The sequence below is a fragment of the Sphingomonas sp. P3_C6 genome (assembly GCF_056402595.1).
The window spans coordinates 39,875-62,216 of record NZ_JBFUHB010000007.1 but is presented as its reverse complement, the minus strand read 5'-3'; the positions used below and the strand labels follow the sequence as shown (position 1 = coordinate 62,216).

The following is a 22,342-nucleotide window of genomic DNA, read 5'->3' as shown; positions in this document are numbered from 1 at the left end:
CACGACAGCGCCACGCTATAACCGGAAGATCGCCATGTTACGGAACCTCATGATCGCGGCGCTCGCCGCGAATTGCCTCGTCGTACCATTGGCCGCGCAGGTGCAGCCCGTCAGCCTCGCGCTCAAGCTCGACGGTCTTGATCTCGGCCGCACACGCGATATTCTGCGGCTCGATCACAGGATTGCGAGAGCCGCGGCGACGGTGTGTCGCCCGGAGTCGACGCTCGATCTGCAGAGCGTGAACGCCGCGATCCAGTGCACGCGGGACACGATCGACGCGACCCGACAACAGCGCGATCGCGCAGTTGCTAAGTTCGCAATCAACCGGAAGTAAGTTCGCGCTGATCACCGGTCCATCGGTAGCTTCAGGAAACTAGCCGCGCGAGAGAGATGACCAAGATTATGCGCGTCGGCAATCTTCCGCTTCTTGACCCGCAAACGGCCGGATTCGTCAGAAGCAGACGTTCGTGCCACAACCTAGAGATGGCCCGCGTTGGTCGATTCATGCCATACCCGAGCGGGTCCTGAGCATGTGATTTTCACCACTAGGAAACCGCTTCCTTGCGCCGGCTGCGATGAGCCGAGACCTTGGCGCGGTTGCCGCACACGCTCATGCTGCACCACCGCCGGCTGTGCCGCCGCGTATGATCGGCGAACATCAGGGTGCAGCCATGCCCCTCGCACGCCTTTACCTGGGCGAAATCCTCCCCGACGACGACGCGTGCCAGCGCCTTGCCGATAGGGATCAGCAGCGATTCGGGCGAGCGCCAGCGCCGGTCGGTTTCGAGGCTGAGACCGCCATCTCCATTCGACACGATCCGGCCATAGGCTTCGTCGCGCTCCAATAGCCGGTTGAGGGGCGCGAGATCGTCGAGCGTGCCGGCATCCAGCGGGCGGCCCATGCGGATCTTCACGAAATGCCTGAACCATTCCCGCAGATCGCGTGCCTGATCGGCGACCCGGTCGAGCTCGCCCGGCATCGCCCGGCCGGCGATGCTGTCGAGCCGGTCCCCCGGCACAAGCCCCGCCTTTCGCAGCCAATCGACCAGCCCCGCGCCATCGCCGATCCAGTCGACCGGTTCACCGGCGGGCGTGGCCACCGAGTTGAGGAAATCGATCCCCGCCGCATCGGCGATGAAGATGGCGTTGCTGTTCGAGGGCATGGCCTGGTGTCCGTTAATGATCCGCTACGTGGCGCGTAACCGTACAGCGCCGCGTTGACAAGTTACATTTGTGAAATGTAACCCCCCATTAACAACCTGAGAGGTTTCAACTCCATTTGAAGGATCTGTTGCGCAGGCGGCAGGCCGACGTTCGTCACCGTCTTGATGTTCGCCGTCGCGATCGCCCTGCCCTGGTGCGCGTCCGTGCTGATCTGCGCCGCGATGGCCTATGTCTACCCGAGGCGCCCTCGGCCAGCCCGGTCACGTAGTCAATCATAACCGTTTAAATCGCTATTGACAGGTTACATTAAACGGGAATACGTGACACCTAACCTGCTCAGTCCAGCTTGAATGGTTACACGACCAACGGAGAAACCCGATGAACAGCATTGCCTATAAAAGCGTCGACACCGACGGGATCAGCGTCTTCTACCGCGAGGCCGGAACGCCGGGCGCCCCCAAGCTCCTGCTGCTCCACGGCTTCCCGACCTCGAGCCACATGTTCCGCGATCTCATCCCGCTGCTCGCCGGTCGCTTCCACATCATCGCGCCCGATCTGCCCGGCTTCGGCCGCTCGGACGATCCCAAGGCCAACAGCTTCGATTCGATTGCCGACACGGTCGAGCGCTTCACCGAGATCGTCGGGTTCGACCGGTTCGCCGTCTATGTCTTCGATTATGGCGCCCCGACCGGTTTCCGTCTGGCGATCCGCCATCCGGAGCGGATTACCGGGATCATCTCCCAGAACGGCAATGCCTATGTCGAGGGACTGAGCGACGGCTGGAACCCGATCCGCGCCTATTGGGAAGATGCCTCCGCCAAGAATCGGGACGCGCTGCGCATGATGCTGACGCCCGAGACCACTTACTGGCAATATACGCACGGCGTGCGCGACGCGTCCTCGGTCTCGCCCGACGGTTATACGCTCGACGATCATTATCTCGGCCGGCCCGGCGGCGCCGACGTGCAACTCGACCTGTTCGGCGACTATAAGAGCAATGTCGCGCTCTACCCGGCCTTCCAGGACTATTTCCGCACCCATCAGCCGCCCCTGCTCGCGGTCTGGGGCCGGCACGATCCCTTCTTCCTGCCGCCGGGGGCGGAAGCCTATCGCCGCGATATTCCGGAAGCGAAGGTGATCTTCTTCGACACGGGCCATTTCGCGCTGGAAACCCATGCGGACGAGATCGCGGCGGCAATCGGCGACTTCCTGTCGTGAACCGCCAGGGGGCGGCCGGCTATCCGATCGGTCAGCCGCCCCTGGTGCCCGCAATCACATCGGGGAGCGCCGCCGCGAAGCGGTCGACATCCTCCATGCTGGTGAACAGCGCCGGCGTGACCCGCACGCAGGCGCCGCTCGCAACGCCGTCGCGATGGACGGTGAAGATGCGATGCCGTTCGAGCAGCCGTTGCGCGATTCGGGCGTTGCCTGCCACATCGGTCACGCCCGTCACGCGGAAGGAGGTGATCGCGCCGTGCAGCGTCGCATCGTCCGGGGTGAGTATCTCGATGCCCGCAATGGTGCGGGCACGCGCGACCCAGCGATCCCGCAGGGCGCGCAGGCGATCGGCGCGACGCTTCGTGCCGATCCTCTCCTGAAAGGCGAGCGCCGCCGGGACGGTAAGGCTCGCCGCGAAATCATAAGTGCCGAGATGGATGCGACTGAACAGATCGTCGCGCCCCTCCGCCGGGTTCGCCGGATGGCGGTCGATCCGGCCCAGCCCGGCCTCGCGGACATGGAGGAAAGCGACGCCGAGCGGCGCGCCGAGCCATTTATGACCGTTGATGCCGACAAAATCGCAATCGAGATCGGCCAGCCGGAAATCGAGCTGACCCCAGCTATGCGCCGCATCGACGATCACATCCACGCCTCGGGCCTTGGCGAGCGCCGCAATCTCCCTGACGGGCAGGACGAGGCCGGTCCGGTGGCTCAGATGCGTCAGCAGGATCAGCCTGAGCCGCGGATGCGCTTCCATTGCCTGCACATAGGCCTGGATCAGCGCCTCGCGGGTCGCCGGTTCCGGCAGAGCGATGCGCACCACCTCGGCGCCCCGCCGGGCACGGAGGCTCTCCATGCAATTCTGCATGCTGTCATAGTCGAGATCGGCATACAGCACCGCGTCGCCCGGCTCGATCCGGTTGTAGCCGAGGATCAGCGTCTCCAGCGCCTCGGTCGCGTTGCGGGTGAAGACCAGCTCCTGCGGCTTCACCCCCATCGCGGCGGCGGCCTGATCCCGTGCGGCCATCAGGTCGCGCGTCATGCCGCGACGGGCATAATAGCTCGTGTCGCGGTTCACCCGCGCGACCGTCTCCTGATAGGCCTGGAGCACCGGCCGGGCCATCATGCCCCAATTGCCGTTCTCGAGCTGGATCACGTCCCTGGGCGGATCATAGTCGGCGGCGACCGATCGCCAGAATGCCGCGTCGTCGCTGCCGTCAGCCATGGTGGCGTGGCCGGCGGCAGCGGCGACGATCGCTGGCAGCGCAAGGCCGCCAGCGAGCAGGGAACGGCGATCGATCCCCCGCATCAGAAACGCAATCCGATCCGCGCATAATATTGCCCTCCGTCGGTGTCATACGGGGCGTTGCGCGAATAGATCAGGCCGCGAACGGCCTGGTTGGTGGCTTCGTCGGGATAGGTGTTGAAGATGTTCTCGGCCCCTACGCGCAGCGACACGTTGGAGGTCATCTTGAACGAGATCGCCGCGTCGAACAACGCGATCGAACCGAAACGCTGGAACAACTCGCCCGTCGCATTGCCCGTCACATCGGTCCAGGCGCCATAATAGCGGCCGCGCACCATCAGGCCGACCGGACCGATGGTGTAGTTGGCCGTACCGGTGGCATTGTGCTGCGGCAGCCGTTCCTGGAAGATGCGACGCTGCGTCTCGTTGGAGATCGACGCGCTGGTGCCGCCGCGTACGCGGGTCTGGTTGTAGTTATAGGCGAGCGTCAGGTTCGCCCGGCCGGGCCCGACCTGGCGCGCATAACCGAGCACGACGTCGACGCCGCGGGTGCGCGTGTCGAAATCATTGGTGAAATAGCTGACCGAAGTGAAGCGGTCCGGGTTCGGAAAGGCGACCGGCACGGCGAAGGTCGCCGACTGGCCGAACCGATCGTCCAGGTCGATCTGGTAGAGATCGACACTGGCGCTGAGGCCGCCGGTCTGCGCGGTCAGGCCAGCGGTGACCGTGCGCGACTTTTCGGGCGTCAGCGGCTTTGCCCCGAGCGCGACGGCGATCGGATCATTAGGCGAAAGGCGACCCTGGTTGAAGACCTGCAGCGTCCTGGTGTCGAGGCCCTGCGTCACCTGGCGCGTGTTGAGCTGTGCCGGGGTCGGCGCGCGGAAGCCGGTCGAATAGGTGAGTCGCGCGGCAATGCCGTGCACCGGCTCGATCCGGCCGGCGAGCTTGTAGGTGAAGGTGTCGCCGAACTCCGAGAAATCCTCGTAGCGGCCGGCGGCGCCCAGCGTGACCATCTCGACCGGCTTCCATTCCAGATCGAGATAGCTGGCATAGCTGCGCTGGCTCCACTTGCCCGACTGGGTCGGGCTGAAGCCGGGAAAGCCGTTGGAATTGGGGGCAAGGCCGGTCGCGGCGCCGGGACCCACGGCATAGGATGCGGGGTCGCCCGGCGAGACCTGATAGGTTTCCACCCGACGCTCGCCGCCAAAGGCGATGTTCACCGGATCTTCGGTCCCGACCGGCAGGCGGTAGACGAAATCGGCGTTGACGTTGAATTCGCGCTGCTGGAGGCGCCCGAGATAGAAGCCGGTCGGGCTGTTCGGTCCGAGCGAGGCGTTCAGCGTCTCGTTGAGCGTGTATTCGATACGGCTGCGGCCGAGCGAGGTGCTGAGATCGTAGTGGAAACGGTCGCTCACGTCGCCGCGCAGGCCGGCGACCGACTGGTAATCGCTATAATCGGTGCCGAGACGCGGGGTGAAGCCGGTCGGATAGAGCTTGCTGAACGAGAAACCCGGAAAGGCCGAGCTCGCGCCATAGACGCTGGCCGTACCGGCCGGGTTGCGCCAGTTGAAATCGGTCAGCCCCTCGCCCTGCTGGACGGTGCCGAAGACATAGAAGGTCGCCGCATCGGCAAGGTCGTAATGGCCGTTGACCGCGCCGCTGATCCGCTCCTGCTGCGCCTGGCCCCAGCGCTGCACCGGGTTGGGCACGGCGAGCTGCGGATTGGCTGCCTGGAAGGTGATGGCATCGGGGCGCTGGCGCGTGCGGGAGGTCGGCTCCTGGCGATCGAACTGGCCGGTAAAGGCGATGGCGCCGCGATCGCCGAGCTTGACCCCGGCATGCATGCCCCACTGATATTCTTCTCCGTCCCCGGCATAATAGCGCGAAACCTGGCCGTAAGCGTCCATGCCCGGTGCATCGTCGAGGATGATGTTGATCACGCCCGCAATGGCGTCCGATCCATATTGCGCCGAGGCGCCGTCGCGCAGCACCTCGATCCGGCCGATGCCGGCGCTCGGGATGCTGGCGAGGTCGGGCGCCTGGGCGCCGCGCGTGCCGAGCAGCGCCGAACGGTGATACCGCTTGCCGTTGACCAGCACGAGCGTCTGGTCGGCGGAAAGGCCGCGCAGCGTCGCCGGGCGGACAAAGGCCTGGCCGTCGGCGGCGGGAAGGCGCTGGACGTTGAAGGACGGAAGCAGCTGGGCGAGCGTATCGTTCAGGTCGCCCGACACGCTCGATTCGACCGCMGCCTTGGACAGCACGTCGACCGGCGCGAGCGTCGCGAACTGGCTGCGTGCACGGTCACGCGTGCCGGTGACGACGATCTGGTCGGTATCGCCCGCGGAGTCGGCCGCGGGTGCGGCGGCATCGGCGGACTGGGCCCAGGCGACAGGCGCGCAGGCGACGTGCAACGCGATCACCGCGCTGCCGAGCAGAAGCTTCATCAATATCCCTTTGGTTTCTTTCAGCGACCCGATTGTGCCGGTGGCTGCGCAGCTAGGCGCTCGTCATGACATGGCCGTTACGGAACTAAGTCGGGATGGCGACGTGACGGCGTCGGAACATCGACGGCGGGCCGCGGCTGACGCGATCGGGCTGGCCTTGTTGGAAAGGAGGCGGCATTCGGGATGTGCCAGCGAACCACCGGAAGCCCGATTGCGATGACCGAGACACCCGCCCTGCTCAAGGATATATTGGGGCCTCGGGCGCTGGCCACCATCGCTGATGTCGGCAAGGCAGCCTCCCCGCGCTTCGACCGCGCCGCCTTTCTCGCCGCCGGATCGGAAGGGCTGGAGGCGCTGTCGATCATGGAGCGGGTGCGCCATATCGCCGATGCCCTGAAGATCGCCCTGCCCGACGATTATGCCGAGGCGGTCGGGATCGTCGGCGCGATGGCGCCCGGGCTGACCCATGGTTTCCAGGCGGTCGCGATCACCGAATTCGTCGCGCGGCACGGGCTCGGCGATGTCGACCGGTCGATGGCGGCTTTGGCCGAGCTGACCCGCTACGGCACCGCGGAATTCGCGATCCGGCCCTTTCTCGCGCAGGACAGCGCACGGACTCTTGCGGTGATGACCGCATGGAGCGGCCATGAGAACGAGCATGTCCGCCGGCTCGCCAGCGAGGGCAGCCGGCCCCGCCTGCCCTGGGCCGGGCGCGTGCCGGCGCTGAAGGCCGATCCGACACTGGCGGCGCCGATCCTGGAGGCGCTGAAGAGCGACCCGAGTACCTATGTGCGCAAATCGGTCGCCAATCATCTGAACGACATCGCCAAGGACCGGCCCGACTGGCTGGTCGAGCGGCTCGCGACATGGCCGCAGGACGACAGCCGGACGGGGTGGATCATCCGCCATGCATTGCGCACGCTGATCAAGCAGGGCGACCCGAGGGCGCTGGCGCTGATTGGTGTAGGGCACGGCGCGGCGGTTGAGGTACGGGACTTTTCGGTGGCGCCGCAGACCGTCCGACTCGGGGAGGGAATCACCATCGCCGCCGATGTCGCTTCGACGGCGACCGATGCCCAGCGACTGGTGGTCGATTACCGCATTCACTATGCGCGGGCCGGCGGAAAGAGCGCGGCCAAGGTGTTCAAGCTGCGCACCTTCGACCTGGCCGCAGGCGAGACCGTCTCGCTTTCCATCCGCCAGACGATCAGGGATTTCAGCACGCGCCGGCATCATCCGGGCACGCATGAGATCGAGTTGATCGTCAACGGACAGACCATGGCCCGCGCTGCGTTCGAATTGCTGGCCGGCTAAGGCGCGTCATGGCGAAGAAGAAATATCTGCTGACCGCCACCCTGCCCGACGGATACGTCAAGACGATCGGGCCGACCACGACCGAGTTCACCCATTATTGGCGGCTCGTCGCCCATCTCGGCGGCGGGAAAACCGAGGTGTTCTGGGGCCATACCAAATCGCTGGCCGAGGCGAAGAAGAAGCGGACTGCGGCTGCCGGGGCTGGTGCCAATCGCGGCTGGCAAGGCTATGATTTCGATATCGTCGAGCTGGTAAAGACGTTGGGATAGACGCCACGGCGGAAGCGGGAGGAAGAATGGGCGAGGATCTTCGCAATCGTCTTGGCGGCGTGGTCATGCTCGCCGCCGGCATCGCGCTCGGCTGGTTGGGCATCTGGCTGCCGCTCCGGGCAGCGCAGGCCCATGCGCCGGTGGTCAGTTACCAGATCTCGATCTTCGTGGCGGTGCCGGTCGCGATCATCGGCGGCCTGTATTTCATCCTGTGCGGCGCGCGGTGGCCCTATCGCGACGTCGAGCGGCAGAGGCTGACGCCAGTCGGCTGGGTACTGATCGCGGCGATCGCCATCGGCAGCGCGATCTCCTTCTACTGGCTGAAAAGCAGTTTCGACGCGCTCGGCTATCAGCACGGATAGCGGGTTATTTCACCGCGAGTGTCTTCGCGCGTTCCGCGAGGCGGTCGACTGCGGCTGCATGGATACCGGGCGTGGTCGCCAGCACGCCGAATGCCTGGGCGCTAGGCGTGTTGAAGAACAGCGGCTTGCCGAACGCATCGCTGACAGCCGCGCCGGCTTCCGCCGCGATCAGCACGGCGGCGGCGATGTCCCATTCATAGCCCCAGCGCAGCGTCGCGACGAGATCGGCCTGGCCGGCGGCGACCATCGCGATGCGCAGCGCGATCGAATTGGGCTTGGCCACCGCGACCAGATCGCTGTCGATCCGGGGCAGGCTGTCGGTCGGCACGCGCGCACCGGCGAAGACGCTGCGGTCGCCGGTGTGGATCGGCACGCCGTTGAGCGTCGCACCCCTGCCCGCCTCGGCACGCCAGATTTCGCCCCGCGCCGGCGCGTCGAGCACGCCGATCAGCGGCTGGCCGTTTTCGACCAGCGCGATCGAGACGGCCCAGCCTTCGCGCCCGCGCACATAATCGCGCGTGCCGTCGATCGGATCGACCACCCACAGCCGCGAGTGGGACAGGCGGTCTTCATTGTCGACCGTCTCCTCGGACAGCCAGCCGGCATCGGGCACGAGCGCGGCGAGCCGCCGGTGGAGCAGTTCGTCGACCTCGAGATCGACCTCGCACACCGGATTGCCGGGGCTCTTTTCCCATTGGCGGAAATCGGTGCGCCATTTGGCCAGCGCCACCGCACTCGCCTCGGCCGCGATCGCCGCGATGGCATCGGCCAGGATCGCGGTGTCGGGCAGCGCAGCGGTGGTGCCGGGGAGATCAGCCACTCGCCACCGTCATGCCGTCGATGCGGAGGGTCGGCACATTGGTGCCATAGCGAAATTCGAGGTCGTTGGCGGGCGTCAGGTTGAGGAACATGTCCTTCAGATTGCCGGCGATGGTGAATTCGGCGACCGGCGTGGTGAGCACGCCGTCCTCGATCAGGAACCCCGCCGCGCCGCGGCTGTAATCGCCGGTCACGCCGTTGACGCCCATGCCGATCAGCTCGGTGATGAACACGCCGCGCTTGATATCGGCGATCAGCGTCTCGGGCGGGGTGACGCCGGCGCACATGTGCATGTTGCTGGTCGAAACGCCCGGGCTGCCCCCGCCGCCGCGCGTGGCATGGCCGGTCGGCTCGAGCCCGAGCTGCCGGGCCGAAGCGCTGTCGAGCAGCCAGGTTTCGAGCATGCCGTGCGAAACCAACTCGACGGGCGACACGGGCAGCCCCTCGCCGTCGAACGGGCGCGAGCGCAGGCCCTGCGGCCGGTGCGGATCGTCGCAGATGGTGACGCCGCTGGCGAAGATCTTCGTGCCGAGCGCATCGAGCAGGAAGCTGGTCTTGCGCGAGATCGCCTGGCCGGAGATGGCGCCGACGAGATGGCCGAGCATGCTCGACCCGACGCGCGGATCGAGCACCACCGGCATCGCCCCACTGGCGACGCGGCCCGGATTGAGCCGGGCGACCGCGCGCTCGCCGGCGCGGGTGCCGATCGACACGGCGTCTTCGAGCCTGCTGCGATGACGCGCCGAATGATGCGCATAGTCGCGGACCATCTCGCCGCCCGATCCGGCGAGCACGCTGGCCGACAGGCCATAGCCGGTCGCGGCATAGGCGCCCGCAAAGCCATGGCTGGTGGCGAGCGCCCACACCGAGCGCGACGCGCTCGCCCCGCCGCCTTCGCTGTTGGAAACGCCCTCGACCGCACGCGCCGCATCCTCCGCGGCGAGCGCCGCGTCCTTCAGCGCCTCGGGCGAGACCATACCGCCATCGTCGAGATCGAGCTGCGGGATCGCGCCCTGGAGCAGGCGGTCTTCCGGGGCGAGGCCGGCCCAGGCGTCCTCGGGCGCCTCGCGCGCCATGGCGACGGCGCGCTCGGCAAGCGTGGTGATCGCGGCGGACGACAGGTCCGAGGTGGAGACACTTGCCGAGCGGCGGCCGACGAACACGCGCAGGCCGAGTTCGGCATTTTCCGAACGGCCGACATCCTCGAGCGCGCCGAGGCGGATCGACACGTCGAGCGACGTATCGTCGGCGAAGACGGCATCGGCCGCGTCGGCCCCGGCTGCCTTGGCGCGGGCGACTATGTCCTGAGCGCGGTCTCGCGCCTGATCTACGGTAAGCATCGAGCGGACTTAGGGAGGACAGGCACGAAGGTCAAAGAGGCTGTTTGGAAATGCGCCGTGGCGCATTTCGCAGCACCGGCCCGCTCCCCCTCCCGGCCACCCATAGGATAGCCTGGCTGGGTGGCCGGGAGGGGGAGCGGGCCGGTGCCGCCTGGAAATTCGCTCTTCCGCGAATTTTCAAACAGACTCAAAGCGCCGAGGACACGCCTACGACAAAACATGCGGCAAACATCAAAAAGCCGGCCAGGCGGTTCGAACGAAAGCGGGCCAGCGCAGCATCGCCATCGTTCGGGTCGAGCCGCGCAACCTGCCAGACGAAATGAAGCGCGACCGGCAGCAGCGCGAGCAGCGCAAGCGGTTCGGGTCTGACCTGCCAGAAAGCGGCGGCCCAGAAACCGAGCGCGATCACATAGAGGATCCCGACTCCCTCCCGCACCCGGCTGCCCATGCGGCGCGCGGAAGAACGGATACCGACCAGCGCGTCGTCTTCCTTGTCCTGGATCGCATAGATGGTGTCGTACCCGACCACCCAGGCGATGGCGCCGGCATAGAGCAGCACCATCGCCGCGACGAGATTCCACCATCGCATCTCGAACATGGTCGGCTCGGCCGCGGCGAACCCGATCACCGCGCCCGAGCCGAAGACGAGCCCGAGCCAGAGCTGCGGCCACCAGGTGATCCGCTTCATGAAGGGGTAGATGGCGACTAGCGGCAGGGTGAGCAGTGCCAGCCCCTTGGCGTAGATGTTGATGTGCCACCACACGGCAAAGCCGATCGCCACCAGCAGGAGCAGCCAGAACCAGGCGGCACGCACCGAGACACGGCCACTTGGCAGCGGACGGTTGCGGGTGCGCTCGACGCTCGCATCCAGCTCGCGGTCGGTGATGTCGTTATAGACGCAGCCGGCGCCGCGCATCGCGATCGCGCCGACCAGCAGCCAGAGCAGCAGCCACCAGTCGCCCCCGGCATTGCCCGACAGCGCGACGCCCCAGGCGCAGGGCCAGTAGAGCAGCCACCAGCCGATCGGCCGATCGAACCGGGCAAGCAGCGCAAACGGCCGGGCCGAACGGGGCAACAGTCCGACAAGGCCGCGATGCTCGGTGTCGGGGACGATCTCTGGCACGGTGGTCATGGCGTCGTCTGTAGCCTGACCGGCGACGGCGGCAATGTCTGTCAGCGGGTTTGCTGTTCTTATCCCCCTCCCGCTTGCGGGAGGGGTTAGGGGAGGGCTTGTCCGCAAGCGATGCTTCGCGACGATGGCAGTCCCTCCCGTCCCATCCTGCAAGCGGGAGGGGAGAAGAAAGTGGCGATCCGCCCCATTTCGGGTCTAGGAAAGCCCCATGCCCGCTACCCCCGCCTGGCCGCCGCAATCGACCCCCCGGCTTTTCGTCGAGACGCCTCTTCGAGAAGGGGCACAGCTTCGCGTCGAGGGCGCGCAGGCGCATTACCTGATCTCCGTGATGCGGACCAAGCCGGGCGACCCGGTGAAGCTGTTCGATGGCGAGAGCGGCGAATGGCTTGGCATGGCCGCGACGGTCGGCAAGCGCGACCTGCTGCTCGACGTGACCGCGCATCTTCGCGAGCGCGAAGCGGTGCCCGACCTGTGGCTGTGCGTCGCACCGCTGAAAAAGGGGCGGATCGACTGGATGGCGGAAAAGGCCTGTGAGCTTGGCACGGCGCGGCTGCTACCGGTGCTGACCCGGCGGACGGTGGTCGACCGGCTCAATCTCGACCGGCTGCGCGCGCACATGATCGAGGCAGCGGAACAATGCGGGCGGACCGCGGTGCCCGAACTGGTCGAGCCGGTGAAACTGCCGGCCCTGCTACGCGACTGGCCGGCGGGGCKGACGCTGTTCTTCGCCGACGAGACAGGTGGCCTGCCAGCCCTGGAGGCGATGCGTTCGGCCAAAGGGCCGGCGGCGATCCTGATCGGGCCCGAGGGCGGCTTCGATGCGGAAGAGCGCGAGGCGATCCGGGCCCTGCCGGACGCGGTGGGAATCGGGCTCGGGCCGCGGATCCTGCGCGCGGATACCGCAGCGGCAGCGGCGGTGAGCCTGTGGATGGCAGCGGCCGGGGATTGGTCCCTCTAGCGTCACCCCTTTCCGCTCGCTACATGCGCGCCATGAGCACGAAGACCGTTTCAAAGAGCAACGCAGCGGTCATCGAGCACCGCGACCAGCTCGTCCAGAGTTTCGCCAAGGGCGAGAAGCCGGTCGAGCGCTGGCGGATCGGCACCGAGCACGAGAAGTTCGTCTATTCCCTCTCCGACCATCATGCGCCGAGCTATGACGAGGTCGGCGGCATCCGCGACCTGCTCGACGGGCTGACCGAGTTCGGCTGGCGCCCGGTCGAGGAGGGCGGCAAGGTGATCGCGCTCGCCGGCCCGGACGGCAATATCAGCCTCGAGCCGGCCGGCCAGTTCGAGCTGTCCGGCGCCCCGCTCGACAATCTGCACGAGACCTGTGCCGAAACCGGTCGCCACCTGGAACAGGTCAAGGCGATCGGCGACAAGTTCGGCATCGGCTTTCTCGGCCTCGGCATGTGGCCCGACAAGACCCGCGCCGAGCTGCCGATCATGCCCAAGGGCCGCTATGCCATCATGCTGCGCCACATGCCGCGCGTCGGCACGATGGGCCTCGACATGATGCTGCGGACCTGCACGATCCAGGTCAATCTCGACTATGAAACCGAAGCCGACATGGCGAAGAAGTTCCGTGTCGGCCTCGCGCTTCAACCGCTGGCGACCGCGCTCTTCGCGAACTCGCCCTTCACCGAGGGCAGGCCCAACGGCATGCTGTCCTACCGCAGCCATATCTGGTCGGACACCGATCCGGCGCGCACCGGCATGCTGCCCTTCGTGTTCGAGGACGGCTTCGGTTACGACCGCTACACCGAATATGCGCTCGATGTGCCGATGTACTTCGTCTATCGCGACGGCCGCTATATCGACGCGGCCGGCCTCAGCTTCCGCGACTTCCTGAAGGGCGAATTGTCGGTGCTGCCGGGCGAGCTGCCGACGCTCGACGACTGGAACGATCATCTCTCGACCGCCTTTCCGGAAGTGCGACTGAAGACCTTTCTCGAAATGCGCGGCGCCGATGGCGGCCCCTGGGGGCGGATCTGCGCCCTGCCCGCTCTCTGGGTCGGCCTGCTCTATGATGGCACCGCGCTCGATGCGGCATGGGACGTGGTCAAGCACTGGACGATCGAGGAGCGCCAGGCGCTGCGCGATGCGGTGCCGAAGCTGGCGCTGGATGCCCCGATCCCGGGCGGCGGCAAGCTGCGCGACATCGCCGGCGAAGTGCTCGACATCGCCAATGCCGGCCTCGCCGCACGGGCGCGCTTCGATGCGTCGGGCAGCAACGAGACCGGGTTCCTCGATCCGCTGCGCGAGATCGTCCGGTCGGGCAAGGTGCCGGCACAGGTGCTGCTCGACAAATATCACGGCGCCTGGGGCGGTGACGTGTCGAAGGTCTATGACGAGATGCGGTTCTAGAACCTCCCCTCCCGCTCGCGAGTTTGGGGTCGGTCATGCCCCCGGCGTGACCTGAATGACGCGGGGCGTCATTCACCCCAAACTGGGTCGGGGGAAGGCCTGTCCCCGGAAACTATAACGCGTGGAGGAGGACAGTCCCTCCCCTAGCCCCTCCCGCGAGCGGGAGGGGAATTAAGAGGCCTTCCTCCCCAGCATCCGTCCGATGAACCGCGGCACCATGCCGTTGCGCTCCATCCAGGTCGAATAGTCGCGATAGGCCGGATCGAGGCAGAGATGCCGTTCCTCGGTCTTTGCCCGCCAATAATAGACCCCGCTGACCGCACACATCAGGAGCACCGCGCGGCAAGCATCGACCACGCTGCCGGTGGTCAGGAAGGGAATGGTCGAGACCCACCAGAACAGGTTCTTCGACAGATAGGCCGGGTGACGCGAAAAGGCATAGGGCCCGTGCGTCAGGATGCCGCGGTTCGTCAGGTTCGAGAAACGGAAACCGAACGCGATCGTCGCCCAGGCATAGATGGCGGTGAGCGCGACCAGCACCGCGCCGACCAGCGCGAGCACGACCGGATGCCCCTGGAACCAGTAGGTCCATTCAGCCGTGCCGATATGATAATCGAGCGGCCCGCCATCGCTCATCAGGATGAAGGGCGGATAACAGATCAAGGCCGCCATCCAGCCCGCGGCATAGGGGTTGGCGGTGCGGATATGCGAATCGAGCGGGCGGAGCGCCACGATATAACCGGCAGTCGCGAAGGCGACGTCGAGCGTGAACATGAAGGTTATCAGCCAGTTCGCCAGCGCGACCGGATCGTGCAGTACCTGGCTGGTGTCGCCCCGGATGAAATCGCCGAAGCCCGGCGGGACGATCGCGACCATGAAGGCGGTGAAAAAGGCCTTCACGCCCCAGCTGCGCAGGTGATTGTAAATCGCTTCCTGATCGACCGGCTCCTTCAGGCCCATCAGCCAGGCGCCGAGCGACCAGCAGCCGTCCTTCGGGTCCACCGCATAACGATCCAGGATGATGATATAGGGGATCGACACGACGAACAGCACCGGCGCGGCAAGCCCGAAGCACCACATGGCGAAAGAGAAATTGCCCTCCCAGTAAAAGCGCCCGGTGCCGTAGATCAGCGCGATGCCGGCCCAGGTGAGCCACAGCCCGGCGAGCTTGGTGACGCTGATGTCGATCGTCTCGCGCCACGGCTTGGCGTTCGACCAGTCGAGTCCGGTGGTCGGGTTACGGTGGACCTTGTCGACGAACACCGACCACAGGATCATCGGCACCGCGCAGGCGACGACATTGACCAGCGCCGCATAGGGCCCATCCATGCCGTACCAGCGCGCGATACCGACCCAGGCAAGCAGGCCGACGAGACCCGCCAGCCCGACGCCGGCGCTGACCGCGGATTTCGGTCGCGGATCGCTCTTGGCGACATTCGCCAGGGATGTGTCGTGGAACATCGCGCGGGAATAGCGCGGAAATGGTAAGCAAGCCGTGAAGGATAGCGCGGATGTGCGTGCCCGATCCCAAAAGCGCCGGGCCTGCGAACAGCGCGACTTGCGCCGGCCGCCCCTTGCCGGTAATTCGCCCTCAGCGCGGGTATAGCACAATGGTAGTGCAGCAGCCTTCCAAGCTGAATACGCGGGTTCGATTCCCGCTACCCGCTCCACTTTTCCTTGAGGGACGCGCGTCCATGGCCGCCACCACGCTTGCCGAGGCGAGGGCCGCGATCGTCGCTGTCGGGCGCTGGCTCGACGGCAAGGGCTGGGCACCGGCCACCGCCGGCAATTATTCGATGCGGCTCGACGACGGCACGTTCGCAGTGACCGTATCGGGCCGGCACAAGGGGCGCCTGACCGAGGACGATGTGATGCGGGTCGATGCGGCCGGTGCGTCGCTCGACGGCAAGAAGCCCTCGGCCGAGACCTCGCTGCATCTGGCCATCTACCGCGATTTTCCCGATGCGGGTGCGGTGCTGCACAGCCATTCCCCCGCAGCCGTGGGGCTTAGCCGGGCGTTCCCCGATCTCCTGGGCTATACGCTCGCCGGGCATGAGATGCTGAAGGCGCTGCCCGGCATCGCCACGCATGAGACCAGCATCGGCCTGCCGATCGTCGACAACAGCCAGGACATGGCGGTGATCGATACCGCGATGGCGCCGCGCTTGCTGGCGCCGGACGCGGTACCGGCTTATCTTATCCGCAGCCACGGCCTGTACGGCTGGGGCCGCGACATGGCCGAGGCGGAGCGGGTGATCGAGGCGGTCGAGTGGATGATCGCCGCCGAACTGGCCGAGGCGCAGTTCCGGCACGGGAGCAAAGCATGAGCCATTTGCAGATATTCGACGAGCAGGATGGCGCGGCCCCGCTGCTCGACACTGGTGACGGCGACGCGATCGCCGCCGAGCTTGCCACGATCGGCGTGCGGTTCGAGCGCTGGCCGACCCGGCCGCTTGCCGATGCCGCCGCGATCCTCGACGTCTACGCGCCCGAGATCGAGAGGCTGAAGGCCGAGGCAGGATATCAGTCGGTCGATGTCGTCGCGCTAGCGCCCGACCATCCCGACCGCGCGACGCTGCGCGGGAAATTCCTGTCCGAACATACGCATGGCGAGGACGAGGTGCGGTTCTTCGTCGATGGCGAAGGGCTGTTCACGCTCCATGAGGGCGGGCGCGTGTTCAACATGCTCTGCACCAAGGGCGACCTGATCTCCGTGCCCGCCGGCATGAAACACTGGTTCGACATGGGTCCGGCACCCCGCTTTACCGCGATACGGCTGTTCGTGAACCCGGACGGCTGGGTCGCCAGCTTCACCGGTGACAGCATCGCCGACCGTTTCCCGCGCCACGATCCAGCTCTCGCCTGAATGCCCGGCGCGATCCTAACCGATATCGAGGGCACGACCTCGAGCATCGCCTTTGTGGCGGAGACGCTGTTCCCTTATGCGCGGGAGCGCTTGCCGGCGTTCGTCGCGGCGCATCCGGAAGCGACCGGGCCGATCCTGGCCGAGGTGGCGGCTACCGAACCGGGCGATCCGGTCGCGACCCTGACCCGCTGGATCGACGAGGATCGCAAGGCGACCCCGCTCAAGACGCTGCAAGGGATGATCTGGGAGGACGGGTATCGCGAGGGCGCGTTCACCGGGCATATCTATGACGACGCGGCGCTGGCGCTACGGCGCTGGCATGAGGCGGGAATCGCGCTCTACGTCTTTTCCTCGGGATCGATCGCCGCGCAGAAGCTGCTGTTTGGCCACAGCGATGCGGGCGACCTGGGGCCGCTCTTCTCGGGCTATTTCGATACGGTCACCGGGCCGAAGCGTGAGGCAGCATCCTATACGGCGATCGCCGGGGCCATCGGGCTCGATCCGGCCGACATATTGTTCCTGTCGGATACGCCGCAGGAAATCGCTGCCGCGCGCGCGGCCGGCATGCTGGCATTGCTGATCGACCGCGCCGGTGGCGCGGGTGACATCGCATCGTTCGGGGATATCGCGGCATGAAGCTCGAAGGATCGCATCAGCGATCGATCAGACGCACCGCCGACGGGCGCGGCGCCTGCATCATGGACCAGCGCGAACTGCCGTGGAAAATCGTGTGGGTCGAGCTGCGCAGCGCCGCCGAGGCGGAGCGCGCGATCCGCGAGATGTGGACGCGTGGCGCGCCGCTGATCGGCGCGACCGCCGCCTATGGCCTGGCGATGGCGCTGGCCGAGGATGGATCGGACGAGGCGCTCGATGCCGCCTATGCGACCCTGCTCGCCGCGCGGCCGACAGCGGTCAATCTGCGATGGGCGCTCGACAAGGTAATGGAGGCGGTGCGCCCCCTGCCCCCAGCCGAGCGCGCCGCCGCCGCCTTCGCGCGCGCCGATGCGATCTGCGACGAGGATGTCGAACTCAACCGCGCGATCGGCGAACATGGGCTGGAATTGTTCCGCACACTGCACGCGAAGAATCCGGACCGGCCGCTCAATATCCTGACTCATTGCAACGCCGGCTGGCTGGCGACGGTCGATTACGGCACCGCGACCGCACCGATCTACCTCGCGTATGACGCCGGCATCCCGGTGCATGTCTGGGTCGACGAGACCCGGCCGCGCAACCAGGGCGCGCTGCTCACGGCGTTCGAACTTGCCGGGCACGGCGTGCCGCACACCGTGATCGCCGACAATGCCGGCGGGCATCTGATGATGCGGGGCCAGGTCGACGCGGTGATCGTCGGCACCGACCGGGTCACCGCCAATGGCGATGTCTGCAACAAGATCGGGACGTATCTGAAGGCGCTGGCCGCGAAGGACAATGACGTGCCCTTCTATGTCGCGCTGCCCTACACGACGTTCGACGCCACAACGGCGACCGGCGCCGACATTCCGATCGAGGAGCGGAGTGCGGATGAAGTCACTCACGTCAGCGGCGAAGGCGGGAGCATTCGCGTGACGGCGTCGGGTGCTGCCAATCCGGCGTTCGATGTGACCCCGGCGCGGCTGGTCAGCGGCTACCTTACGGAGCGCGGGTTGTTGGATCGGGTCGACGATTAATGTCACACGCTCCAACAGAATCGCCGTTTTGCATGCCGATGTAAAATACTGATGTTAAACAATAATATCGAATTTATATGAACACGTCACGGCCCAAAATGGCCTAGGGGCATGACAAAAGTCCCTCCACGCAAACCCGTCAGGGGCGCCTGATCATTCGCTCCAGTGCAGCATCCAGGGTCGAGTCCTGCTTGGCGAAGCACAACCGCACCACGCTGGTCACCGCATCCTTCGCGTAGAAGGCCGAGAAGGGCACCGACACAACGCCTGCCTCCTCGATCAGCCAGTTGCAGAACTGGACGTCATCCATGTTCACGCCCGACCGCGGCAGGTCGATCGCGAGGAAATAGGTCGCGGCACTGGGCAGCACGACATAGCCCAGTTTCTCCAGACCGGAAGCCAGCCGGTCGCGCGATCGCTGATAGCCTGCGCGCATCTCCGCGAAATAAGCCGGATTCTTGCCCAGCCCGAGGGCAGCGCCCGCCTGGAGGTTGGGCGGGGTGGTGAAGGTCAGGAACTGGTGCGCCTTGGCCAGCACCTGCGCGATCGGCGGGGCGGCGCACATCCAGCCGACCTTCCAGCCGGTCAGCGAGAAGATCTTGCCGGCCGATCCGATCTTGACCGTGCGCTCGCGCATGCCGGGCATGGCGATCAGCGGGCGGTGAACGGCGCCGTCGAACACGACATGCTCCCACACCTCGTCGCAGATCGCGATCGCATCATGGCTGACGCAGAAATCGGCAAGCAGCGACAGCTCGCCCTCCGATATCATCGTTCCCGTGGGGTTGAGGGGATTGTTGAGGATCAGCAGCTTTGTCCGCGGCCCTGCCACCGCCGCCAGCGCTTCAGCGGTGATGCGCCATTCGGGCGGCTCCAGCCGGACCAGCTTCGCCACGCCCCCGGCGCGCTCGACCAGCGGAAGATAGGCGTCATAGAGTGGCTGGAACATCACCACCTCGTCGCCCGGCGCGACCAGCGCGAAGATCGCCGCCGCCAGCGCCTCGGTCGCGCCCGAGGTGACGATGACCTCCTGTGGCGCAAGATCGAGCCCCTGGTGCACGGCATAATGATCCGCGACTGCCTGGCGCAGCGCAGCGGTGCCGGGCATCGGCGGATACTGGTTCGAGTCCTCGAGCAAGGCGCGCGCCGCCTCCACAAGAACATCCTCTGGCCCACGACCGTCGGGGAAACCCTGGCCCAGGTTGATGGCGCCAGTCTCACGCGCACGGGCCGACATGGCTTCGAAGATGGTGGTGCCGAGCGAGGCATAGATCGGGTTCATGGCGCCTCCATGCCGCAGGGCGCGCCGCCGCGCCAGTATTTGCCCCGCGCAGGAAAAGCATTCCGGACGCAAGAAACTTGATCGCGCGGCGAAATCACGGTCGAATGGTTGCGACGCGACCTCGTATCGATCAGAACGCGTGCAGCGTCGCCGCGGCCGTCGTCCGGCCGCCCGACATGTCGGGGGTGCACATTTGTTTTCCTATCTGGTTTCGGGACTTAGCGTCGCCAGCGAGCTTGCCCTGCCGGGCCTCATCGCGCTGGAGGGAGGTGCCCCCCACAACGCCGATGTCACGATCCGCGCCGGCGACGTACCGACTGAGCTGCACGACGCCGTAATGAGCGGCGTGAACTGGCAGATCGCACCGGATCGGTTCCTGTTCGAAGTCCCCGGCGTGGTAAGCATCCTGCTGACCGGCGGACGCGAAATCCTGTTTTCTCTCGCCGACGGCAGCTCGATCGAGGAAGCGGCGATCTTCATCAGCAGCACCGGTTTCGGCATCCTGCTGCACCAGCGCGGCCGCATCGTGTTGCATGCGAGCGCAGTACGCGTGCACGACAGCGCGGTGCTGTTCTGTGGCCCTTCCGGCGCGGGCAAATCGACCCTGGCGGCAGCGCTGGTGGATGCTGGTCATGACCTGGTCACCGACGATTTCTGCGGCATCTCGACTCATGCCGACGGTACGCCATGGGTCGAGCCCGACGGGCGGCAGTTGAAGCTGTGGCAGAATTCGATCGACAAGCTCGCGCTGACCGAACGCCGCGCGGCGCCGGTGCGGCCGGCGATCCAGAAATATTATGTGGAACCGCGCGCCGCGACCGCCGCCGCGCTGCCGCTGTCCGCCATCTATGTGCTGCGCGAGGCGCGACCGCCGCATATTGCTGGAATCCAGCGGCCCAATATCGTCGATGGCGGGCTGATGGTGCGCAACAACGCCTATCGCCCGGCAATGGTGCGGCGCATGGCACAGGCGGATCTCTATTTCCAGGCGGCGGCGACCATCTCTCAGCGCGCCGGCGTCTTCACCCTGACGCGCGAAATGACCTTCACCGAGATGCCTGTGGTGATGGGCTGGCTCGAGGCGCACTGGCGCAAGTTGGGCCTGTTGGAGCGGGCCGCTTGAGGACCTTCTGGCTCTCTTCCTATCCAAAATCAGGCAACACCTGGTTTCGGTTGCTGGTCGCGAACCTGCGGGAGGACGCGCCGGTCGACATCAACGACCTGCCACGTCAGGGCGGTATCGCCAGCGCGAGGGCCTGGTTCGACAACGCGATGCTGTTCCCCTCCGGCCTGCTCACTCATGAGGAATGCGACCGGCTACGCCCGCGCGTCTACGCGGCCATTGCGCAGGGCGAGGAGCAGGAAATCGGGGAACGCGAGACCAAGATCGGCGACGTCCGTTTCGTGAAGACTCACGATGCCTGGACCTACACCAGCGAGGGCGCGCCCCTGCTAGGCGGACCCAAAGGGGCTGACGGYGCAATCCTGATCGTCCGAGACCCGCGCGATGTCGCTCCCAGCCTGGCCAATCACGGCACGAGGCCGATCGACGAATCGATCGCGTTCATGGCCAGTGCGGATGCGGCCTTTTGCGGCGAACGCGACCGGCAGCCCAACCAGCTCCGCCAGCAACTGCCAGGCTGGAGCGGCTATAATCGAAGCTGGCTCGACCAGACCGATCTGCCGGTTCATCTGGTCCGGTACGAGGATCTGCAGGACGATGCAGGCGGCGTCTTCCGCCGCGCGCTAGCCTTTGCGCACGTCGACGTCACGGTGGAAGAGGCCGCAAAAGCCGCATGCTTTGCCGATTTCGGAGAGCTCAAAAAGCAGGAAACCGAACATGGGTTCCGCGAGGCGCCGCGTGTACGGCCGGGTGGCGGTTTTTTTCGGCGCGGCGTATCGGGAGCATGGCACGACGAACTCAGCCCCGAACAGGTCGCCCGGATCGAGGCGGATCATGCGGCAATGATGATACGGTTGGGCTATGAGCTGTCCAACGCCGGTGAAGAAAGGATCGCAAGTTGATCGAGCGGAAGGGAGACTGGCTCAGCGCCCGAGTGGGCGACGAGATCATGATGATGAGCCCCGAGCACGGCAAATATATCGGCATGAACGAAGTCGGCGCGCGTATCTGGGAACTGATCGAGACACCGGCCGACATCGCAACCCTTTGTGCTGCGCTGGTGCGCGAGTTCGAGGTATCATCCGAGGATTGTGAAGCGGAAGTCGGCAGCTTCCTGGCGGAAATGGAGAAGCATGGCGCAGTCTCGCTCGGTAGCGCATAAGCTCCGCACCGCGCTTACGCTCGGGCCGCGGCGCCAGTTGCTCGTCGCCGAGGCGTCGGCGAGCATGCTTGCAGCGCGCCTGTCGCTGGCGATCTTCCCGTTCCGTCGCGTGGCCAGGGGCTTCGGCGCCTTTGTGCCACCAAGCGATCCGCGTGTCGCAGCACAGGCTATAGGCAGCAGTGCGGAACAGGCCCAGATGGCGAAGGAGGTTGGCTGGGCAGTGCGGACCAGTGCGCCGTGGATGCCGTTCAGATCGGTCTGCCTGCAACAGGCGATGGCCGCGCACGCCATGCTGCGGCGGCGTGGCATTGCCAGCGTCATGCATTTCGGCGCCGGCAAAAGCGACGCGAAGCCGATCGACGCGCATGCCTGGCTCGACGCGGCGGGCGTGAAGGTCACCGGCTATCCGGTCGCCCCGCATATGGCCGAATTGGGCTGCTTCGTCTAAGGTTGCCCTGCCCCACCGGAACGGTTGTTTTACGCCATGGTTACGAGCGCTACCGTGCTTGATTGTGCCGGGCGCTTGGGGCACTCAATCAACGTCACGCGGCGGGGGACGCCGGATCG

At 66.2% G+C, this 22,342-nt stretch carries 23 protein-coding genes and 1 tRNA gene; 16 read left to right on the top strand and 8 right to left on the bottom strand.

All coding sequences use genetic code 11. The features are described 5' to 3' along the window. The first annotated feature begins 49 nt into the window (after positions 1-49). Positions 50-334 carry a UrcA family protein gene (locus AC1DT7_RS09950; RefSeq protein WP_478035786.1) on the top strand — a complete coding sequence of 95 codons (285 nt, stop codon included), beginning with the start codon at positions 50-52 and terminating at the stop codon, positions 332-334. A 211-nt stretch (positions 335-545) separates the two neighbouring features. Here the strand turns inward: AC1DT7_RS09950 and AC1DT7_RS09945 are convergent, their stop codons facing one another. Then, complete coding sequence (locus AC1DT7_RS09945; RefSeq protein WP_478035785.1) at positions 546-1,163, bottom strand: CGNR zinc finger domain-containing protein; 618 nt, start codon at positions 1,161-1,163, stop codon at positions 546-548. 379 nt (positions 1,164-1,542) lie between these two features. Here AC1DT7_RS09945 and AC1DT7_RS09940 point away from each other — a divergent pair, with 379 nt between their 5' ends. Then, positions 1,543-2,382, top strand: coding sequence for an alpha/beta fold hydrolase (locus AC1DT7_RS09940; RefSeq protein WP_478035784.1), 840 nt, complete (start codon positions 1,543-1,545; stop codon positions 2,380-2,382). A gap of 31 nt (positions 2,383-2,413) precedes the next feature. Here AC1DT7_RS09940 and AC1DT7_RS09935 read toward each other — a convergent pair whose 3' ends face one another. Then, entirely contained in the window at positions 2,414-3,691 is a 1,278-nt protein-coding gene (locus AC1DT7_RS09935; protein WP_478035783.1) for an aminotransferase class V-fold PLP-dependent enzyme, read from the bottom strand. Further along, positions 3,691-6,072 carry a TonB-dependent receptor plug domain-containing protein gene (locus AC1DT7_RS09930; protein WP_478035782.1) on the bottom strand — a complete coding sequence of 794 codons (2,382 nt, stop codon included), beginning with the start codon at positions 6,070-6,072 and terminating at the stop codon, positions 3,691-3,693. The genes AC1DT7_RS09935 and AC1DT7_RS09930 overlap by 1 nt, the downstream gene beginning before the upstream one ends. A 216-nt stretch (positions 6,073-6,288) precedes the next feature. On the opposite strand from AC1DT7_RS09930, the gene AC1DT7_RS09925 reads away from it, so the two are divergent. The 3 genes from AC1DT7_RS09925 to AC1DT7_RS09915 are packed head-to-tail and all read left to right on the top strand — an operon-like array spanning position 6,289 to position 8,017. Then, positions 6,289-7,386: a DNA alkylation repair protein gene (locus AC1DT7_RS09925; protein ID WP_478035781.1), complete on the top strand. Its 1,098-nt coding sequence runs from the start codon at positions 6,289-6,291 to the stop codon at positions 7,384-7,386. Between the two features lie 8 nt (positions 7,387-7,394). Next, positions 7,395-7,655, top strand: a complete 261-nt coding sequence (locus tag AC1DT7_RS09920; protein ID WP_478035780.1) for a hypothetical protein — start codon at positions 7,395-7,397, stop codon at positions 7,653-7,655. A gap of 26 nt (positions 7,656-7,681) precedes the next feature. Next, positions 7,682-8,017, top strand: a complete 336-nt coding sequence (locus AC1DT7_RS09915) for a hypothetical protein (protein ID WP_478035779.1) — start codon at positions 7,682-7,684, stop codon at positions 8,015-8,017. Positions 8,018-8,021: 4 nt separating this feature from the next. Here AC1DT7_RS09915 and AC1DT7_RS09910 read toward each other — a convergent pair whose 3' ends face one another. From AC1DT7_RS09910 to ubiA, 3 genes are all read right to left on the bottom strand, one after another. Then, positions 8,022-8,837: a 3'(2'),5'-bisphosphate nucleotidase CysQ gene (locus AC1DT7_RS09910; RefSeq protein ID WP_478035778.1), complete on the bottom strand. Its 816-nt coding sequence runs from the start codon at positions 8,835-8,837 to the stop codon at positions 8,022-8,024. Continuing rightward, positions 8,830-10,176, bottom strand: coding sequence for a TldD/PmbA family protein (locus AC1DT7_RS09905; protein ID WP_478035777.1), 1,347 nt, complete (start codon positions 10,174-10,176; stop codon positions 8,830-8,832). The genes AC1DT7_RS09910 and AC1DT7_RS09905 overlap by 8 nt, the downstream gene beginning before the upstream one ends. A 187-nt stretch (positions 10,177-10,363) precedes the next feature. After that, on the bottom strand, positions 10,364-11,308 hold the full coding sequence (gene ubiA / locus AC1DT7_RS09900) for a 4-hydroxybenzoate octaprenyltransferase (protein ID WP_478035776.1): 945 nt from the start codon (positions 11,306-11,308) through the stop codon (positions 10,364-10,366). Positions 11,309-11,516: 208 nt separating this feature from the next. On the opposite strand from ubiA, the gene AC1DT7_RS09895 reads away from it, so the two are divergent. After that, positions 11,517-12,266, top strand: coding sequence for a 16S rRNA (uracil(1498)-N(3))-methyltransferase (locus AC1DT7_RS09895; RefSeq protein ID WP_478035775.1), 750 nt, complete (start codon positions 11,517-11,519; stop codon positions 12,264-12,266). 32 nt (positions 12,267-12,298) lie between these two features. Beyond that, positions 12,299-13,672, top strand: a complete 1,374-nt coding sequence (locus AC1DT7_RS09890; RefSeq protein WP_478035774.1) for a glutamate--cysteine ligase — start codon at positions 12,299-12,301, stop codon at positions 13,670-13,672. A 171-nt stretch (positions 13,673-13,843) separates the two neighbouring features. On the opposite strand, the gene AC1DT7_RS09885 is transcribed toward AC1DT7_RS09890, so the two are convergent. Next, the gene (locus AC1DT7_RS09885) at positions 13,844-15,133 is read right to left on the bottom strand and encodes a methyltransferase family protein (RefSeq protein WP_478035773.1); all 1,290 of its coding nucleotides are present in this window, start codon (positions 15,131-15,133) and stop codon (positions 13,844-13,846) included. Between the two features lie 135 nt (positions 15,134-15,268). Here AC1DT7_RS09885 and AC1DT7_RS09880 point away from each other — a divergent pair. From AC1DT7_RS09880 to mtnA, 5 genes are all read left to right on the top strand, one after another. After that, positions 15,269-15,342 (top strand) — tRNA-Gly (locus AC1DT7_RS09880). A 24-nt stretch (positions 15,343-15,366) separates the two neighbouring features. Beyond that, positions 15,367-15,999 carry a methylthioribulose 1-phosphate dehydratase gene (locus AC1DT7_RS09875; RefSeq protein WP_478035772.1) on the top strand — a complete coding sequence of 211 codons (633 nt, stop codon included), beginning with the start codon at positions 15,367-15,369 and terminating at the stop codon, positions 15,997-15,999. Continuing rightward, entirely contained in the window at positions 15,996-16,538 is a 543-nt protein-coding gene (locus tag AC1DT7_RS09870; RefSeq protein ID WP_478035771.1) for a 1,2-dihydroxy-3-keto-5-methylthiopentene dioxygenase, read from the top strand. The genes AC1DT7_RS09875 and AC1DT7_RS09870 overlap by 4 nt, the downstream gene beginning before the upstream one ends. Then, a complete protein-coding gene (mtnC, locus tag AC1DT7_RS09865; RefSeq protein ID WP_478035770.1) occupies positions 16,539-17,174 on the top strand; it encodes an acireductone synthase in 636 nt (211 codons plus the stop codon). After that, entirely contained in the window at positions 17,171-18,208 is a 1,038-nt protein-coding gene (mtnA, locus tag AC1DT7_RS09860) for an S-methyl-5-thioribose-1-phosphate isomerase (RefSeq protein ID WP_478035769.1), read from the top strand. The genes mtnC and mtnA overlap by 4 nt, the downstream gene beginning before the upstream one ends. A 139-nt stretch (positions 18,209-18,347) precedes the next feature. Here the strand turns inward: mtnA and AC1DT7_RS09855 are convergent, their stop codons facing one another. Beyond that, positions 18,348-19,490, bottom strand: coding sequence for an aminotransferase (locus tag AC1DT7_RS09855; protein WP_478035768.1), 1,143 nt, complete (start codon positions 19,488-19,490; stop codon positions 18,348-18,350). A gap of 193 nt (positions 19,491-19,683) precedes the next feature. On the opposite strand from AC1DT7_RS09855, the gene AC1DT7_RS09850 reads away from it, so the two are divergent. The 4 genes from AC1DT7_RS09850 to AC1DT7_RS09835 are packed head-to-tail and all read left to right on the top strand — an operon-like array spanning position 19,684 to position 22,223. Further along, entirely contained in the window at positions 19,684-20,613 is a 930-nt protein-coding gene (locus AC1DT7_RS09850; protein WP_478035767.1) for an HPr kinase/phosphorylase, read from the top strand. Then, a complete protein-coding gene (locus AC1DT7_RS09845; protein WP_478035766.1) occupies positions 20,610-21,515 on the top strand; it encodes a sulfotransferase domain-containing protein in 906 nt (301 codons plus the stop codon). Before AC1DT7_RS09850 ends, AC1DT7_RS09845 begins: the two co-directional genes overlap by 4 nt. Beyond that, positions 21,512-21,775 carry a PqqD family protein gene (locus AC1DT7_RS09840; RefSeq protein ID WP_478035765.1) on the top strand — a complete coding sequence of 88 codons (264 nt, stop codon included), beginning with the start codon at positions 21,512-21,514 and terminating at the stop codon, positions 21,773-21,775. Before AC1DT7_RS09845 ends, AC1DT7_RS09840 begins: the two co-directional genes overlap by 4 nt. Further along, positions 21,747-22,223 (top strand): lasso peptide biosynthesis B2 protein, encoded by a 477-nt coding sequence (locus AC1DT7_RS09835; RefSeq protein WP_478035764.1) that lies wholly within the window; start codon positions 21,747-21,749, stop codon positions 22,221-22,223. Before AC1DT7_RS09840 ends, AC1DT7_RS09835 begins: the two co-directional genes overlap by 29 nt. The last annotated feature ends 119 nt before the right edge of the window (positions 22,224-22,342 follow it).

Coding starts and splice junctions, on each gene's coding strand:
- AC1DT7_RS09920 (WP_478035780.1), top strand. CDS start 7,395: ATGGCGAAGAAGAAATATCTGCTGACCGCCACCCTGCCCGACGGATAC.
- AC1DT7_RS09870 (WP_478035771.1), top strand. CDS start 15,996: ATGAGCCATTTGCAGATATTCGACGAGCAGGATGGCGCGGCCCCGCTG.
- AC1DT7_RS09835 (WP_478035764.1), top strand. CDS start 21,747: ATGGCGCAGTCTCGCTCGGTAGCGCATAAGCTCCGCACCGCGCTTACG.
- AC1DT7_RS09905 (WP_478035777.1), bottom strand. CDS start 10,176: ATGCTTACCGTAGATCAGGCGCGAGACCGCGCTCAGGACATAGTCGCC.
- AC1DT7_RS09925 (WP_478035781.1), top strand. CDS start 6,289: ATGACCGAGACACCCGCCCTGCTCAAGGATATATTGGGGCCTCGGGCG.
- AC1DT7_RS09875 (WP_478035772.1), top strand. CDS start 15,367: ATGGCCGCCACCACGCTTGCCGAGGCGAGGGCCGCGATCGTCGCTGTC.
- AC1DT7_RS09940 (WP_478035784.1), top strand. CDS start 1,543: ATGAACAGCATTGCCTATAAAAGCGTCGACACCGACGGGATCAGCGTC.
- mtnA (WP_478035769.1), top strand. CDS start 17,171: ATGAAGCTCGAAGGATCGCATCAGCGATCGATCAGACGCACCGCCGAC.
- AC1DT7_RS09890 (WP_478035774.1), top strand. CDS start 12,299: ATGAGCACGAAGACCGTTTCAAAGAGCAACGCAGCGGTCATCGAGCAC.
- AC1DT7_RS09885 (WP_478035773.1), bottom strand. CDS start 15,133: ATGTTCCACGACACATCCCTGGCGAATGTCGCCAAGAGCGATCCGCGA.
- AC1DT7_RS09945 (WP_478035785.1), bottom strand. CDS start 1,163: ATGCCCTCGAACAGCAACGCCATCTTCATCGCCGATGCGGCGGGGATC.
- mtnC (WP_478035770.1), top strand. CDS start 16,539: ATGCCCGGCGCGATCCTAACCGATATCGAGGGCACGACCTCGAGCATC.
- AC1DT7_RS09950 (WP_478035786.1), top strand. CDS start 50: ATGATCGCGGCGCTCGCCGCGAATTGCCTCGTCGTACCATTGGCCGCG.
- AC1DT7_RS09855 (WP_478035768.1), bottom strand. CDS start 19,490: ATGAACCCGATCTATGCCTCGCTCGGCACCACCATCTTCGAAGCCATG.
- AC1DT7_RS09915 (WP_478035779.1), top strand. CDS start 7,682: ATGGGCGAGGATCTTCGCAATCGTCTTGGCGGCGTGGTCATGCTCGCC.
- AC1DT7_RS09935 (WP_478035783.1), bottom strand. CDS start 3,691: ATGCGGGGGATCGATCGCCGTTCCCTGCTCGCTGGCGGCCTTGCGCTG.
- ubiA (WP_478035776.1), bottom strand. CDS start 11,308: ATGACCACCGTGCCAGAGATCGTCCCCGACACCGAGCATCGCGGCCTT.